Below are 15,629 nucleotides of genomic sequence, written 5' to 3' on the forward strand. Positions count from 1 at the left end.
CCCCGAGCGGTCCGCGGCGCGGAAAGCCTTCGGGGACTGCGCGTCCGTGGGCCTCGGGATGCTCCCGCTCGGTCTCGCCTTCGGAGCCCTCGTCATCCAGTCCGGGCTCGACTGGTGGTGGGCGGGGCTGTCCGCCGCACTGGTCTACGGCGGCTCGTTCGAGTTCCTGCTCATCGGCATGGTCGCCGCCGCCGCGCCACTGGCGTCCATCGCCGGAGCGGCGTTCCTGGTGCAGGGCAGGCACGTCTTCTACGCCCTGTCCTTCCCCCTGCACCAGGTGCGGGGCCGCCTCGCCAAGACGTACAGCACCTTCGCGCTCACCGACGAGGCGTACGCGCTGACCTCCACCGAACAGGCCCGCACCTGGACGGGCCGGCGCATCACGTGGCTGCAGCTCTACATGCACCTGTACTGGGCGGGCAGCGCCACCGTCGGCGCCCTGCTCGGCTCCCTTATCCCGCAGAGCGTCACCGGCCTCGACTTCGCGCTGACCGCGCTGTTCACCGTCTTGTCCCTCGACGCCGTCCGCGACCTGCGGGGAGACGTGCCCACCCCCGTCCTCGCCCTCCTGAGCGCCCTCGCCGCCCGGCTGTTCTTCCCCGGCCAGCTGCTCCTGGCCGCCTTCGCCCTGTTCACCGCCGCCCTCCTGGCCCGCCACTTCGCCACCGGCAGGAAGCCCGCCCATGTCTGACACCGGTTACGCCGTCACCGCGGTCCTCGTCTCCGCCGCCGTCACCTGGACGCTGCGCGCCCTGCCGTTCGCCGTCCTCGCCCCGCTGCGGGCCAGCGCCACCGTGCAGTACCTCAGTACGCGCATGCCCGCGGGCGTCATGGTGATCCTGGTCGTCTACTGCCTGCGCGACCTCCCCGTCACCGAATCACGCGCCGCCGCGCCGCTGGCCGCGCTGGCCGTCACCGTCGGCGTGCATCTGTGGCGCCGCAACGCCCTGTTGAGCATCCTGGCGGGCACGACCGTCCATGTGGCGCTGGCCAGCACGGTCTTCGCCCACTGACGGCTGCCTTCGCCCGCTGTCGCCGTCGGTCCGGTCCAGCAGGGCCAGGAAGGCCGCGGCAGCGGGCGACGGGGCGAACCGGCTCCAGACCAGGCGCTCCACCCGTACGGGCCCGTCGCGGACCGGCACGCTCCGCAGGCCGTGCAGTTCGGCGGCGAAGGACGCGGGCAGCAGGGCGATGCCCAGTCCGTGGCGGACCAGCCGGGCCATGAGCTCCACGCCGGCCTCGAAGGCGACCTCGCGCCGCAGGCCGGCCGCCGCGAACGCCTCGTCCGACTGGGCGCGGGCGACGGTGCCCGCGGCGAAGTCCACGAACACCTCGTCGGCGAGGCGGGGGAGGCCCACCTCGGCTTGGGTGGCGAGCGGGTGGTCCGGGGCGACGACGGCGACGTGCCGCCCGTGGGCGAGCTCCCTGTCCCGCACGCCCTGCGGCCGGAATCCGGGCTGGACGCCGAGGAACGCCGCGTCGAGGCCGCCGTCGCGCACCTGCTCGACGAGGTGCTCGCTGGCGCCGGTGCGCAGGCTGATCCGTACCTGGGGGTAGCGCGTGCGGTACTCCCGCAGCACCGCGGGGAGGTCGACGGCGGTCACCGTGGGGATCGATCCGACGGTCAGCCTGCCCCGGATCTCACCGGTGGCGGCCGCCACCTCGGCGCGGGCCCGCTCGGCCGCTTCCAGGGACTGGCGGGCGGCGGGCAGGAACGCCTCTCCGGCGACGGTCAGCCGCACCCGGCGGCTGGTCCGCTCGAAGAGCCGGGCGCCCAGTTCCTTCTCCAGGCGGGCCACTTGGTGGCTGAGCGCGGACTGGACGACGTGGCACCGCTCGGCGGCCCGGGTGAAGCTCGCGGTCTCGGCCACCGCGACGACGTACCGCATCTGCTGGAGATCCATCGATCCATCGTGAAACACGATGGATCGCATGACAAGCATGTGTTGGACCGATGGATGGCTGCTCGGCGATGCTGAACCCACCGGTCAAACACCGCCCCCGGCGCCCCCGGCGCCCCGAACTCACGGAGTCCGTCATGCGTGTGATCGCCTTCGACCACCTCGTCCTGAACGTCGCCGACATCGAGCGCTCGCTGGCTTTCTACACAGGGCCGCTGGGCCTTGAACCGGTGCGGGTGGAGGAGTGGCGGGCGGGCAAGGTCCCCTTCCCGTCCGTGCGGGTCAGCCCCACCACCATCATCGACCTCGTCACGCCGTCCGACGCGCGGCCGGAGGAGTCCGGCTCCAACGTCGACCACATCTGCCTGGCGGTCGAGCCGCTCGACTGGCAGGAGGTCATCGACTCCGGCGACTTCGATGTGGTGGACGGGCCCGGCGAGCGTTTCGGGGCGCGGGGCACCGCACTCTCGCTCTACGTGCGGGACCCGGACGGCAACACCGTGGAGCTGCGCTGGTATCCGCAGGACGCGTGAGGTCGCCGCAGACCAACCGCCCGCCGACCGACTTCTTTTGCGAGGCGACCGACTTCTTTTGTGCGGAGCGTTGACGAACTCCGGGCGCCCTCCTAGCTTCTACGCGTCGTACTTCGTACGTCATATATGAGACGTGATACGCGATACGTGAGATCTGAGGGTGCCCATGACGTCCGTGCCGACCCCGATCCCCTCGCGCACGCAGTTCGTGCTCGAAGCGATCAAACACCGCATCCTCACCGGCGAGCTGAGCCCGGGGCAGCCACTGGTCGAGACGGAACTCGCCGGTGAGTTCGGGGTCTCCAAGACGCCCGTGCGCGAGGCGCTCAAGACCCTCGCGGGCACCGGGCTCGTCGTGATGAGCCAGTACAAGGGCGCGGCGGTACGCACCGTGGACGCGGCCATGGCGCGCGAGGTGTACGACGTGCGGCTCCTCCTCGAACCCGAGGCGCTGCGGCGCACCGTGCGGCGCGGCGCGGCGCTCGACACCGCGCGCGACGCCCTGGCGCGGGCCGACGCCGCCGTGGACGCGGCCGAACGCTCCCTCGCCAACCGGGAGTTCCACCGCACGCTGTACTCCGCCTGCGGCAACCCGCTCCTCGGCCGCCTTCTCGACGAGGTGCGGGACCAGGCGGCGCTCGTCTCCGCCGTCGCCTGGTCGGCCGACCCGTCCTGGGCCCGCGAGGCGACCGAGCACCGGGAGATCCTGCGGCTCGCCCTCGCCGGGGACGCGGACGGTGCGGCCGAGGCGCTGCACCGCCACATCGCGTCGTTCGTGCGGCGCGCCTTCCCCGGGGCAGAGGACGCGGGGGCCGAGTGCACGGCTCTCGGCGCCGCCGTGGAAGGGGGGCTCGCGTGACGGCGTACGCCGCCCGGCGTGCCGCGCTCGCCGACGTGGTGGCGATTGCGGTGACGCCCTTCGCCGAGGACGGCTCCGTCGACCACGGCGTCCTGCGCGAACTGCTGCGCAGGCAACTGGACGCCGGGGTGCGGACCCTCACGCCGAACGGCAACACCGGGGAGTTCTACGCCCTCACCCCCGACGAGCGCCGTGCCGTCGTCGAGTCGACGGTGAAGGAGGCGGCGGGGCGCGCCGCGATCCTCGTCGGGGTCGGCCACGACGTGCCGAGCGCGGTGGAGGCGGCGCGGCATGCGGAGGCGGTCGGCGCGGGCATGGTGATGGTGCATCAGCCGGTGCATCCCTACGTCTCCGACGGCGGCTGGGTCGACTATCACCGCGCGGTCGCCGAGGCCGTCCCCGCGCTCGGCGTCGTCCCCTATCTGCGCGACGCGGCGCTGCCCGGCGCCCGTCTCGCCGAACTCGCCGACGCCTGCCCCAACGTCATCGGCGTCAAGTACGCCGTGCCGGACGCCGCGCGCTTCGCCGGGTTCGCGCGGGACGCGGGGCTCGAACGGTTCGTCTGGGTCGCCGGGCTCGCCGAGCCCTACGCCCCCTCGTACTTCTCGGCGGGCGCCACCGGCTTCACCTCCGGCCTCGTGAACGTCGCCCCGCACCTCTCGCTGCGCATGATCGAAGCGCTCCGGCTCGGCGACTACCGGGCCGCCATGGACGTATGGACGCGGATCCGCCGCTTCGAGGAACTGCGAGCGGCGGACGGCTCCGCCCACAACGTCACGGTCGTCAAGGAGGCCCTCGCCGCCCTCGGCCTCTGCCGCCGCGACGTGCGCGCCCCGAGCGGGCTCCTCCCGGAGGGGGAGCGGGCCGAGGTGGCGGAGATCGTGGCGGGGTGGTCCGTGTGAGCGGGGGGACGGACAGCGGCCCGGCGCCGACCGGGCCGGGCCGCGAGCCCGGCGCGCAGGACCCCCGCCCGCGGCAGGCGTCGCCCGGACTTCGCAGCGCTCAGTGGTTCGGGGACAGCGTTTCCGCGGGACTGCGGTCGTTCAGCCACCGGGCCAGGACCCGGCAGCTCGGCTACCTTCCCGAGGAGCACCTCGGCAAGCCCGTCATCGCGGTACTCAACACCTGGTCCGACATCAACCCCTGCCACTCCCACCTGCGCGACCGGGCCCAGGCCGTCAAGCGGGGCGTGTGGCAGGCGGGCGGGTTCCCGCTGGAATTCCCGGTGGCCACGCTCAGCGAGACCTTCCAGAAGCCGACCCCCATGCTCTACCGGAACCTCCTCGCCATGGAGACGGAGGAGCTGCTTCGCTCCTACCCGGTCGACGGCGCCGTGCTCCTCGGTGGCTGCGACAAGACGACGCCCGCCCTGCTCATGGGCGCCGCGAGCGTCGACCTGCCGGCCGTCTTCGTGCCCGCGGGGCCCATGCTGCCGGGGCACTGGCGGGGCGAGACGCTCGGTTCGGGCACGGACATGTGGAAGTACTGGGACGACCACCGCGCCGGCCTCATCGGCGACTGCGAGCTGACCGAGCTGGAGAGCGGCCTCGCCCGTTCCCCCGGCCACTGCATGACGATGGGCACCGCCTCCACGCTCACCGCCGCGGCGGAGGCGCTGGGCGTGACCGTGCCGGGTGCGTCGTCCGTGCCCGCCGTGGACTCGGGGCACGACAGGATGGCCGCCGCCTCGGGGCTGCGCATCGTCGAACTCGTCCGCCAGGACCTGCGGTTGTCGCGCATCCTCACCCCGGACGCCTTCGCGGACGCCGTCACCACCGTCCTCGGGCTCGGCGGCTCCACCAACGCCGTCATCCACCTGATCGCGCTGGCCGGCCGCGCCGGTGTGCGGCTCACCCTGGACGACTTCGACCGCATCGCCCGCACCGTGCCCGTGCTCGCCAACGTCCGGCCCGGCGGCCACAAGTACCTGATGGAGGACTTCCACTTCGCCGGTGGGCTGCCCGGTTTCCTGTCCCGGATCACGGACCTCCTGCACCTGGACCGCCCCACCGTCGCGCACGCCACCCTGCGCGAGCAGCTGGCCGGTGCCCGCGTCCACGACGACGACGTGATCCGCCCGCGCGAGCGCCCGGTCGCCGAGGAGGGCGGCGTCGCCGTCCTGCGCGGCAACCTCTGCCCGGACGGCGCCGTCATCAAGCACATCGCCGCGGACCCGCGGCTGCTCAGGCACACGGGCCCCGCCGTCGTGTTCGACGACTACCGCACGATGCAGCGGACCATCCACGACCCGGCGCTCGGCATCACACCCGACCACGTCCTCGTCCTGCGCGGCGCCGGACCCCAGGGCGGCCCCGGCATGCCCGAGTACGGAATGCTGCCCCTGCCCGACTACCTGCTCAAGCAGGGCGTACGCGACATGGTGCGGATCTCCGACGCGCGGATGAGCGGCACCTCGTACGGCACCTGCGTGCTGCATGTCGCGCCCGAGTCACATGTGGGCGGGCCGCTGGCCCTGGTGCGCACCGGTGATCCCGTGGAGCTCGACGTGCCCGCGCGGCGCCTTCAACTTCTTGTATCGGCAGAGGAGTTGGAGCTGCGTCGGAAAGCGTGGGCCGCTCCGGCCGTCCGCTACGAGCGGGGGTACGGCGCCCTCTACGCCGAGCAGGTCACGCAGGCCGACACGGGATGCGACTTCGCGTTCCTCGCCAGGCCCGGCGCCGTGCCCGACCCGTATGTGGGCTGAACCCCGGGGCGTCCGCCCGAACGGCTGCGCCTCCTCCTGCTCCTGATCCTTGCCCCGTCTCGATCCTCGCCTCCTCTTGATCGATATGTCGAACAGCGTACGAGAAGTGCTTCGCCCGTACCTCCGCGACCGCTTCACCCCGCACCCCCACGATCGGAGAAGTGTCATGGCCCACGCCGCAGCCGTGGCGAAGCCGCCGCCCGGCGCCACCGAGGCGCCGCCGCCCCCGGCCGGGAAGCGGCGCAGGACCGCCGCGACCCCGCGCCGCCTGCCGTACCTGCTCATCGCCCCCGCCGTCCTGCTGATGCTCGGCTTCATCGCCTACCCGGTGCTCAGCGTCTTCTACTACAGCCTGCGCCACTACAACCCCACCAAGCCGTGGCGCAACGGCTACGCGGGCCTCGACAACTTCGTCACGGCGTTCACCGACGACCCGGACTTCTGGCACACCCTCGGCTTCAGCTTCCAGTGGGTCGCCGTCGAGGTCGTCCTGCAACTGCTGCTCGGACTCGCGCTCGCCCTGCTGGTCAACCAGACCTTCGCCGGCCGCGCACTCGCCCGCGCCCTGGTCTTCTCGCCCTGGGCCGTCTCCGGCGTGCTCACCTCCACGATCTGGCTGCTGATCCTCAACTCCCAGACAGGGATCACCCGTTACCTCGCGGACCTCGGCATCGGCTCCTACGGCACGTCCTGGCTCTCCGACACCGGCACCGTCTTCCCCGCCGTCGTCGTCGCCGAACTCTGGCGCGGCGTCCCCTTCTTCGCGATCCTCATCCTCGCCGACCTCCAGTCCGTCTCCCCAGACCTGTACGAGGCGGCCGAGGTGGACGGCGCGAGCCGCCTGCGGCAGTTCCTCCACATCACGCTGCCGCACCTGAAGGACGCGATCATCCTGTCCACGCTGCTCAGGGCGGTCTGGGAGTTCAACAACGTCGACCTGCTCTACACCCTCACCGGCGGCGGCCCCGCGGGCGAGACCACGACACTCCCGCTGCGCATCGCCTCCATCGCCGTCGACTCCCACGACTTCGGCTACGCCTCCGCGCTCACCGCCATCGCCTTCGTGATCCTGCTCTTCTGCTCCTTGCTCCACCTACGGCTCAGCAAGTTCGGAGGGCAGGAGAAGTGAGCGCCGCCAGCGCACCGTCCCGTCGGCAGATCTACCTCCCCCTCGGCCTCTACCTCCTCTTCACCCTCATCCCCTTCTACTGGATCCTGCTCTTCGCCCTGCGGCCCAGCGGCTCCACCTCGCTCCTGCCCTGGCCCCTCACCTTCGAGCACTTCGACAAGGTGTGGAACGAGCGCGGCTTCGCCACCTTCTTCCAGAACAGCCTGCTGGTCGGCGCCGCCTCCATGGCGATGACCACACTCGTCGCCCTCGCGGGCGGCTACGCCCTGGCCCGCTTCGACTTCCGGATCAAGCGCGGCTTCCTGCTGGCGCTGCTCTGCTCGCAGTTCATCCCCGGCGCCCTCATGCTCGTGCCGCTCTTCCAGATCTTCGCCGAACTCCGGATGATCAACTCGCTCGCCAGCGTGATCGTCGCGGAGACCGTCTTCCAGCTGCCGCTCTCCATGATCCTGCTCAGCGGCTTCATCAAGAACGTCCCGTACGCCCTGGAGGAGGCCGCCTGGGTCGACGGCTGCGGACGCTTCCGGGCCTTCTGCGCCATCGTCCTGCCGATGCTGCGCCCCGGCCTGGTCGCCGTCGGATCCTTCGCCTTCGTGCACAGCTGGAACCACTTCCTGTTCGCCCTGATGTTCCTCAGCGACCAGGGCAAGCAGACGATCCCGGTGGGCCTCGCCACCCTCATGGGCGCCGACAGCGTCGACCTGGGGGCGCTCGCCGCCGGTGGCGTCGTCGCCGCCGTGCCCGTCGTGATCGTGTTCGCCTTCATCCAGAAGTGGCTGGTCACCGGGTTCAGCGCCGGGGCGGTGAAGGGGTGAGGAACCTGCGCGGCGGGCGGCGGCCGCTGCCCCTCGTCCTCGCGGGCGCCCGCGGCCACGGCGCCCGGCACCTGGAGAACATCCGCCGCCTCCAACTCGCCGGTCTCGTAAGGCTCGTGGGCGTCTGCGAACTGCGGCCGCTCGACGGCGGGGAACTCGCGGGCTTCGGCGCGGTACGGCAGTCCGCCGACTTCGCCGGGCTCCTCGACGCCACCGGCGCCACCGTCGCCGTCATCTGCACCCCCATCCCCACGCACACCGAACTGGCCCTCACCGCCACCACGCGCGGCGTCCATCTGCTCCTGGAGAAGCCGCCCGCTCCGTCATACGAGGAGTTCCGGCGGACGGCCGACGGGGCAGCCGCCGCGGGCACCGCCGTCCAGATCGGCTTCCAGTCGCTCGGCTCGCACGCCGTCCCCGCGATCCGCCGGATGATCGCCGACGGGGCGGTCGGCGAGGTGACCGGCGTCGGCGGTGCGGGCGCCTGGGTGCGCGACGAGGCGTACTTCCGGCGCGCGCCGTGGGCCGGACGCCGCCGCCTCGACGGCGCGGACGTCGTCGACGGGGTCCTCACCAACCCCCTCGCGCACGCCGTCGCCACCGCCCTCGCCCTGGCGGACGCCACCGCCGCCGAGGACGTCACCACGGTGGAGAGCGAACTGTTCCGGGCCCACGCCATCGAGTCCGACGACACCTCGTGCGTACGCGTCCGCACGGCGGGCGGCGGCCGGATCACCGTGGCGGCGACGCTCTGCGCGCAGAGCCCCGGCGAGCCGTACGTCGTCGTCCACGGCACCCGGGGACGCATCACCTTCTGGTACCGGCAGGACCGGGTGGAGGTGCGCCGCAGCGGCACGGGTTTGGCGCACACCTCAACGCACGGCAGGACCGACCTCCTGGAGAACCTGGCCGAGCACCTCGCGGGGCGCGCCCGGCTCCTCGTCCCGCCCGCCGCGACCGGCGCGTTCATGCGGGTCGTCGAGGCCGTCAGGACGGCGCCCGACCCGGCCGCGCTGCCCACACGGGCCTGGAGCGCCGCCCCGGGCACGAGCGCCGGGCGCCGCATCGTGCACGGCGTCGACGGCCTGGTCACCGCCGCCGCCGACACCCTCCGCCTCTACTCCGAGCTGGGCGCCGACTGGGCCCGCCCCGACGACCATCACCACGAGGTGAGTACGCCATGAAGCATTCCCTCGTCCTGCGCTGCGCGGGACGCCCCGTCGGCCGCTACGCCTACCGGGCCGATCTCGACCGGCCGCTGCCCCCGCGCCCCCACCTGCACCCGGTCACCACCCTCGCGGGCCGAGCCGTCACCGAGCTTGCCCCGGCGGACCACCCGCACCACCTCGGGGCGGGCGTCGCCGTACCCGATGTGGCGGGCCGCAACTTCTGGGGAGGCCGCACCTTCGTACGGGGGCAGGGGCCCACCGCGCTCGACAACCACGGCGTCCAGCGGCACCAGGGGTTCAAGCTGCACGACCCGGACGGCTTCCTGGAGGACCTGACCTGGTCGGCCGGCGGAGAGGTGCTGCTGCGCGAGCGCCGCACCGTAGCCGCCGCCGAACTGACGGCCACCGCCTGGGCGTTGGACTTCACGTTCGCCCTCACCAACGCCACCGGCGAGGAGGTGTCGCTCGGCAGCCCCGCCACCAACGGCCGCCCCGGCGCCGGGTACGGCGGCTTCTTCTGGCGCGCCCCGAAGGCGTCCGCGCCCCCGCGCGTGTTCACCGCCGACACCGAGGGAGAGACGGCCGGGCACGCCGCCCGCGCGGACTGGCTGGCGCTGGCCGGCGACGGCTGGACCCTGGTCTTCGCCGGGGCCACCGCGGCGACCCGGCGCGACCCGTGGTTCGTGCGCGCCGCCGACTACCCCGGCGTCGGCTCCTGCCTCGCCGCCGACGCCCGCCTGCCGATCGCGCCGGGCGACACCGTCGTACGCCGGGTGGTGACCGTCGTCGCCGACGGCAGCCCGGACCGCGACGAGGCGGCGGCGCTGGTGCGCAAGGCGGTGACGGCGTGAGCGGCGGGCCGTTGTCCGGGCACGCCCGCTCCACCCGGCCCACGGGTGACCTCGGTGACGGCACCTACCGCAACCCCGTCCTCGCCGCCGACTGGTCCGACCCCGACGTGCTGCGCGTCGGCGACGACTTCTACCTCACCGCGTCCAGCTTCGGCCGCGCCCCCGGCCTGCCGCTGCTGCACTCGCGCGACCTGGTCAACTGGACGCTGATCGGCCACGCCGTGGAACGGCTCGAACCCGCCGGGGCGTTCACCGTGCCCCGGCACGAGGGCGGGGTGTGGGCGCCCTCTCTGCGGCACCACGGCGGGCGGTTCTGGATCTTCTGGGGCGACCCCGACCACGGAATCTTCCAGGTCAACGCCCCCGGGATACGCGGCCCGTGGACCCGGCCCCACCTCCTCAAGCCCGGCAAGGGCTTCATCGACCCCTGCCCCCTCTGGGGCGAGGAGACCGGCACGGCCCACCTCGTGCACGCCTGGGCCAAGTCGCGGTCCGGCGTGAAGAACCTGATCACGGGGCATCGGATGAGCGCCGACGGGCGTGAACTCCTCGACGGGGGGAGCGTGTTGATCGACGGCGACCGGCTCCCCGGCTGGTTCACCCTCGAAGGCCCCAAGCTCTACCGCCACGACGGCTGGTTCTGGATCCTCGCCCCGGCCGGGGGAGTGGAGACCGGCTGGCAGGGCGCCTTCCGCTCGCGCGGCTTCGACGGCCCCTACGAAGAGCGGATCGTGCTCCAGCAGGGCGGCACCGACGTGAACGGACCGCACCAGGGCGGCTGGGTGCGCACCGCGCGCGGCGAGGACTGGTTCCTGCACTTCCAGCATCGCGGCCCGTACGGGCGGGTCGTCCACCTCCAGCCGATGCGCTGGGACGGCGAAGGATGGCCCGTGCTCGGCGACGACGGCGCCCCCGTCGACGTACACCCGAAGCCGGACCTGCCGCGGCAGCCCGCCGCCGCGCCCGCCACCGACGACGACTTCCCCGGCGGCCGGTACGGGAGGCAGTGGCAGTGGGCGGCCAACCCCAGGGACTGCCTTGCCACCGCGCACTCCGGGGACGGCCTCCAACTGGCGTGCATGCGCACCGCGACAGCGGACGACCTGCGCACCCTGCCGCACGTCCTCACCCAGCGCCTTCCGCTGCGGCCGTGCACGGCGGAGGTCCGCATCGACCTGGCCGCCCCGGTGCCGGGCGCCCGCGCCGGGTTCGCGGTGCTCGGCGACGCGTACGCCTGGATCGGCCTGGAGCGGGGCGCCGACGGCAACGCCGCCCTGGTGCACCGGTTCGCCGAGCGGGACGGCCCGGAACGCGACGCCGAGTACCCGCGCCCCGCGCCGGACGGCACGGCCCTGCTGCGCGTGGAGGTCACCGAGGGCGCCCGCTGCCGCTTCCACGCCGACACCGGCGACGGATTCCGCGCCTCGGGCGTCGTCTTCGCCGCGACGCCCTGGAACTGGGTCGGCGCGCTGTTCGGCCTGTTCGCCGCCGCGCCCGTCGGTACGGGCCCCGCAGGAACGGCCCTGTTCACGCACTTCCGCATCACCCACTGAAGAGCACGTGACAGTACTTGAGCGCTTCTGAGAACGCCTGCGAGCACCAGCGACCGACTCCTGCAGAAGAGAGCCGAAGATGACCATCAACGCACGCATACGCCCCCGCATGCAGACCCGCCCACGACCCCGCGCCGGCGCCGCGCTCGCGCTCGCCGCCGTCCTCGCCCTGGCCGCAACCGCCTGCGGCGACGACGGCAGTGGCGCGGCGGGTGACAAGGGGAGCGAGGGCTCCGGCAAGGGCGAGATCACCTTCTGGGACAACAACACCGCCGTCCGGCACGACGTCTGGCAGGAGATCATCCAGGACTTCGAGAAGGCCAACCCCGACATCGACGTCAAGTACGTCGGCGTGCCCGCGGAGAGCGTCCAGTCCAAGTACGACACCGCCATCCAGGGCGGCGGCCTGCCCGACGTCGGGGGTGTCGGCGCCGCCATGCTCGCCGGGATCGCCGCCCAGGACGCCCTGGAGCCGCTGGACAAGCGCCTCGAAGGCAGCGCGCTGAGCGGCAGACTCAACCCGGGCATGGTGGACAGCGTGCGCTCGGCGGGCGGCGGCACCCGGCTGTACACGGTGCCGACCTCCGCCAGCAACGGCGTCCTGTACTACCGCACCGACCTGTTCGCGGCGGCCGGCCTCGACGCGCCCACCACCTGGACCAGGTTCTACGCGGCGGCCGCGAAGCTCACCGACCGGGACGCCAACCGCTTCGGCTACACGATCCGCGGCGGCGAGGGCTCCATCGCGCAGGCACTCGACGCGATGTACGGACAGTCGGGCATCGGCTCGTTCTGGGACGGCGACGAGACCACCGTCAACCACCCGAAGAACGTGGCCGCGTTGAAGAAGTACGCCGCCCTCTACAAGAAGGCCACGCCGTCGGCCGACCTCAACAACGACTTCACCAAGATGAACGCCCAGTGGGACAACGGGCGGATCGGGATGCTCAGCCACAACCTCGGCTCCTACGCGGACCACGTGAAGGCCCTCGGCAAGGACAAGTTCCGCGGCCTGCCCAACCCGACGACCGGCGACGGGGTCCGCGTCCAGGTCTCCAACCCCGTCGACGGCCTCGGCCTCTTCAAGTCGAGCAGGAAGAAGAAGGCCGCCTGGAAGTTCATCGAGTTCGCGGCCTCGCACGCCGCCAACAGCAAGTGGAACGAGTCGGCGGGCGCCATCCCCGCCAACATCGAGGCCGCGAAGGACCCCTGGGTGAAGAAGGCCGAGACCACCGCGCTGGCGGCGGCCGCCCTGAGCGACGGCTCCACGAAGATCGTCCAGCTGCCCTACTACCTGCCCGACTGGAACACCATCAGCAAGGCGGAGAACGAGCCGGACTTCCAGAAGGTGCTGCTCGGCAAGATGTCCGCGAAGGACTTCCTCGACGACCTCGCCGAGCAGCTCGACAAGGCGCAGGCCGAGTGGCAGCAGCGAAACCGGTGACGGCTTCGGGTCCCCGGACGAAGAGCCCGCGCCACGACCGCACCGCCCACCCGGCCACAAGGAGCCCGATCATGCGCGTCCCCCTCGCACTCGCCGCGGCCTGCACGGCCCTCGCCCTCACCGCCCCGGTGGCGGCGGCGCACCCGGCGTCCGCCCCGGACGTCCTGCCCGCGCACGACGGCTGGGCGTCCCTCGACGGCGGTACCAGGGGCGGCGCGGGCGCGGACGCCGCGCACACCTTCACCGTCACCACCTGGGCGGAGTTCAGGGCGGCGCTCTCCGCGGGCGGCGAAGGACCACGGATCATCCGGGTCGACGGCGTGCTCGACGCCTCCGGCGGGGCGGACTGCGCCGCGTTCGCCGCCGGGGGCTACGACTTCGACGACTACCTCGCCGCCTACGACCCCGCCGTGTGGGGCAGGGACCGGCCGGTCGGCGGTACGCAGGAGGATCTGCGGGCCGCGTCGGCAGTCCGGCAGGGTGCGGCGATCCAGGCGTACATCCCCTCGGACACCACCGTCGTGGGCGTCGGCAAGCACGCCGGGATCACCGGTGGCAGTCTCCAGATCAAGGGCGCCGACAACGTCGTCCTGCGAAACCTCACCCTGGAGAGCCCGCTGGACTGCTTCCCGCAGTGGGACCCGACGGACGGCGCGCGGGGCGCCTGGAACTCCGAGTACGACAGCGCGGTGGTGTACGGCTCCACACATGTGTGGCTCGACCACAACACGTTCACCGACGGCGCCCATCCCGACAGCACGCTCCCCTCCTACTACGGGGAGCTGTACCAGCGGCACGACGGCGAACTCGACGTCGTGCGCGGCGCCGACCTCGTCACCGTCTCCTGGAACGTCTTCGCCGACCACGACAAGACCCTCATGATCGGCAACAGCGACGGCGCGGCCGCCACCGACCGCGGCAGACTCCGCGTCACCCTGCACCACAACCTCTTCCGGGACGTCGTCGAGCGCGCCCCACGGGTCCGCTTCGGCAAGGTCGACGCCTACGACAACCACTTCGTGGCCCCGCCGCAGGGCTACCAGTACTCCTTCGGCATCGGCCAGGAGTCACAACTCGTGGCCCAGCACAACGCCTTCACACTGCCCCGCCCGGTCGGCGCGGCGAAGATCCTGAAGAAGTGGAAGGAGGCTCCCGTCACGGCCGGCCACAACGAGGTGAACGGCAGGCGCGTCGACCTGATCGCCGTCCATAACGCGGAGTTCCCCGAGGACAGGCTCCGGTCCGGCGCGGGCTGGGCCCCGTACCTGCGCCCGCACGTCGACCCGGCGCGCCGGGTGCCGTACGTGGTGGGCCACCGCGCGGGGGCGGGCAGGCTCGGCTGATCAGGGCCGGAGGGCAGGGCTCGGGGCGGCCGGGTACCTGCCGACGGTGGCGTACCGACGCGTCCGACGGGGAGGTGCGGAAATTTCCCGGAATCCCGGCAACCTTTCTCGTGCCCCGCGGTGACCCCTTGGCAGACCGACAGACCGACAGACCGCCGAGGAGCCGCCCATGTCGCGTCATCCGCCACGTCTCTCCCGTCGCCCGGCAGCCCTGGCCGCCGCCCTCGCGACCGCTCTGGTCCTCGCCTTCGGCCTCACCGCGCCCGCGTCCGCCCGCCCGGCCACCGCTTCCGCGCCCCCACCCGTCCTGCACGCCGAGGGCAACCGCCTCGTCGGCGCGGACGGCGCCGCCCACCGCCTCCTCGGCGTCAACCGCTCCGGCGCCGAGTTCGCCTGCGTCCAGGGGCGGGGCATCTTCGACGGCCCTGTCGACGACGCCGCCGTCCAGGCCATCGCGGACTGGCGGGCCAACACCGTACGCATCCCGCTCAACGAGGAGTGCTGGCTCGGCACGGGCAACATCGACCCGCGCTACGGCGGTGCGAACTACCGGGCCGCCGTCGACGGGTTCGTCCAGCGCGTGCGGGCCCACGGCATGACACCGATCGTCGAACTGCACTGGACGCAGGGGCGGTACACCGGCAACTCCGCGGGCTGCCACGACGTCCACGCGAGCTGCCAGAAACCGATGCCGAACGCCGCGTACACCCCCGCGTTCTGGACCTCGGTCGCGCACACCTACAAGAACGACCCCGAAGTCGTCCTCGACCTCTTCAACGAGCCCTATCCGGACCGCGCGACCCCCACCACCGCCGAGGCTTGGACCTGCTGGCGCGACGGCGGGGACTGCCCCGGCATCGGGTACGAGGTCGCCGGGATGCAGGACCTGCTCGACGCGGTGCGCGCGACCGGCGCGAAGAACCTCGTCCTCGCGGCGGGCATCGCGTACGCCAACGACCTGAGCGGCTGGTCCGCGCACGCGCCGCACGACCCGGCGGGCAATCTCGCCGCGGCCTGGCACGTGTACAACTTCAACAGCTGCGTCGACCAGTCGTGTTGGACCCGCACCCTCGCGCCCGTCGCCGCCGAGGTCCCGCTCGTCGCGGGCGAGATCGGCGAGAACACCTGCGGCCACGGGTTCATCGACCGCGTCATGAAGTGGTTCGACGACCGCGGACTCTCCTACCTCGGCTGGACCTGGAACACCTGGGACTGCTCATCGGGCCCCGCCCTGATCAGCTCGTACGACGGCACCCCCACCCCCTTCGGCGCGGGGCTGCGCGACCATCTGCGCGCCCTCCGCACCTGATCCCCCCGACCAGAGAGGC

Annotated in this window: 14 protein-coding genes and 1 pseudogene; 14 read left to right on the top strand and 1 reads right to left on the bottom strand. The window is 72.7% G+C overall.

Annotated features, from left to right (window positions below):
* Positions 1–46: 46 nt before the first annotated feature.
* Entirely contained in the window at positions 47–691 is a 645-nt protein-coding gene (locus AC07DI_RS03070; RefSeq protein WP_478902265.1) for an AzlC family ABC transporter permease, read from the top strand.
* Positions 684–1,013 carry a branched-chain amino acid transporter permease gene (locus tag AC07DI_RS03075; protein ID WP_384258449.1) on the top strand — a complete coding sequence of 110 codons (330 nt, stop codon included), beginning with the start codon at positions 684–686 and terminating at the stop codon, positions 1,011–1,013. The genes AC07DI_RS03070 and AC07DI_RS03075 overlap by 8 nt, the downstream gene beginning before the upstream one ends.
* A gap of 12 nt (positions 1,014–1,025) precedes the next feature.
* Here AC07DI_RS03075 and AC07DI_RS03080 read toward each other — a convergent pair.
* Positions 1,026–1,904 (bottom strand): annotated as a pseudogene (locus AC07DI_RS03080) (LysR substrate-binding domain-containing protein); the annotation flags it as partial.
* A gap of 134 nt (positions 1,905–2,038) precedes the next feature.
* Between AC07DI_RS03080 and AC07DI_RS03085 the strand changes: the two are divergent.
* The 12 genes from AC07DI_RS03085 to AC07DI_RS03140 all read left to right on the top strand — a co-directional run bounded on the left by AC07DI_RS03085 (position 2,039) and on the right by AC07DI_RS03140 (position 15,610).
* Positions 2,039–2,434, top strand: coding sequence for a VOC family protein (locus AC07DI_RS03085; protein WP_478901799.1), 396 nt, complete (start codon positions 2,039–2,041; stop codon positions 2,432–2,434).
* A gap of 166 nt (positions 2,435–2,600) precedes the next feature.
* Positions 2,601–3,293: a GntR family transcriptional regulator gene (locus AC07DI_RS03090; RefSeq protein WP_478901801.1), complete on the top strand. Its 693-nt coding sequence runs from the start codon at positions 2,601–2,603 to the stop codon at positions 3,291–3,293.
* Positions 3,290–4,195, top strand: a complete 906-nt coding sequence (locus AC07DI_RS03095; RefSeq protein WP_478901802.1) for a dihydrodipicolinate synthase family protein — start codon at positions 3,290–3,292, stop codon at positions 4,193–4,195. The genes AC07DI_RS03090 and AC07DI_RS03095 overlap by 4 nt, the downstream gene beginning before the upstream one ends.
* Before the next feature lie 131 nt (positions 4,196–4,326).
* A complete protein-coding gene (gene araD, locus AC07DI_RS03100; RefSeq protein WP_478902266.1) occupies positions 4,327–5,997 on the top strand; it encodes an L-arabinonate dehydratase in 1,671 nt (556 codons plus the stop codon).
* Between the two features lie 166 nt (positions 5,998–6,163).
* Positions 6,164–7,126 (top strand): carbohydrate ABC transporter permease, encoded by a 963-nt coding sequence (locus AC07DI_RS03105; protein ID WP_478901804.1) that lies wholly within the window; start codon positions 6,164–6,166, stop codon positions 7,124–7,126.
* Positions 7,123–7,941, top strand: a complete 819-nt coding sequence (locus tag AC07DI_RS03110) for a carbohydrate ABC transporter permease (RefSeq protein WP_478901806.1) — start codon at positions 7,123–7,125, stop codon at positions 7,939–7,941. The genes AC07DI_RS03105 and AC07DI_RS03110 overlap by 4 nt, the downstream gene beginning before the upstream one ends.
* Positions 7,938–9,125, top strand: coding sequence for a Gfo/Idh/MocA family protein (locus AC07DI_RS03115; protein ID WP_478901808.1), 1,188 nt, complete (start codon positions 7,938–7,940; stop codon positions 9,123–9,125). The genes AC07DI_RS03110 and AC07DI_RS03115 overlap by 4 nt, the downstream gene beginning before the upstream one ends.
* Positions 9,122–9,961: a DUF6807 domain-containing protein gene (locus tag AC07DI_RS03120; protein ID WP_478901810.1), complete on the top strand. Its 840-nt coding sequence runs from the start codon at positions 9,122–9,124 to the stop codon at positions 9,959–9,961. Before AC07DI_RS03115 ends, AC07DI_RS03120 begins: the two co-directional genes overlap by 4 nt.
* An 11-nt stretch (positions 9,962–9,972) precedes the next feature.
* Positions 9,973–11,514 (top strand): glycoside hydrolase family 43 protein, encoded by a 1,542-nt coding sequence (locus AC07DI_RS03125; protein WP_478902268.1) that lies wholly within the window; start codon positions 9,973–9,975, stop codon positions 11,512–11,514.
* Positions 11,515–11,593: 79 nt separating this feature from the next.
* Complete coding sequence (locus AC07DI_RS03130) at positions 11,594–12,958, top strand: ABC transporter substrate-binding protein (RefSeq protein ID WP_478901812.1); 1,365 nt, start codon at positions 11,594–11,596, stop codon at positions 12,956–12,958.
* Positions 12,959–13,029: 71 nt separating this feature from the next.
* Complete coding sequence (locus AC07DI_RS03135; protein ID WP_478901814.1) at positions 13,030–14,301, top strand: pectate lyase family protein; 1,272 nt, start codon at positions 13,030–13,032, stop codon at positions 14,299–14,301.
* Positions 14,302–14,470: 169 nt separating this feature from the next.
* A complete protein-coding gene (locus AC07DI_RS03140) occupies positions 14,471–15,610 on the top strand; it encodes a glycoside hydrolase family 5 protein (RefSeq protein ID WP_478901816.1) in 1,140 nt (379 codons plus the stop codon).
* Positions 15,611–15,629 lie beyond the last annotated feature (19 nt).

The sequence above is a fragment of the Streptomyces sp. NPDC044106 genome, from assembly GCF_056433985.1.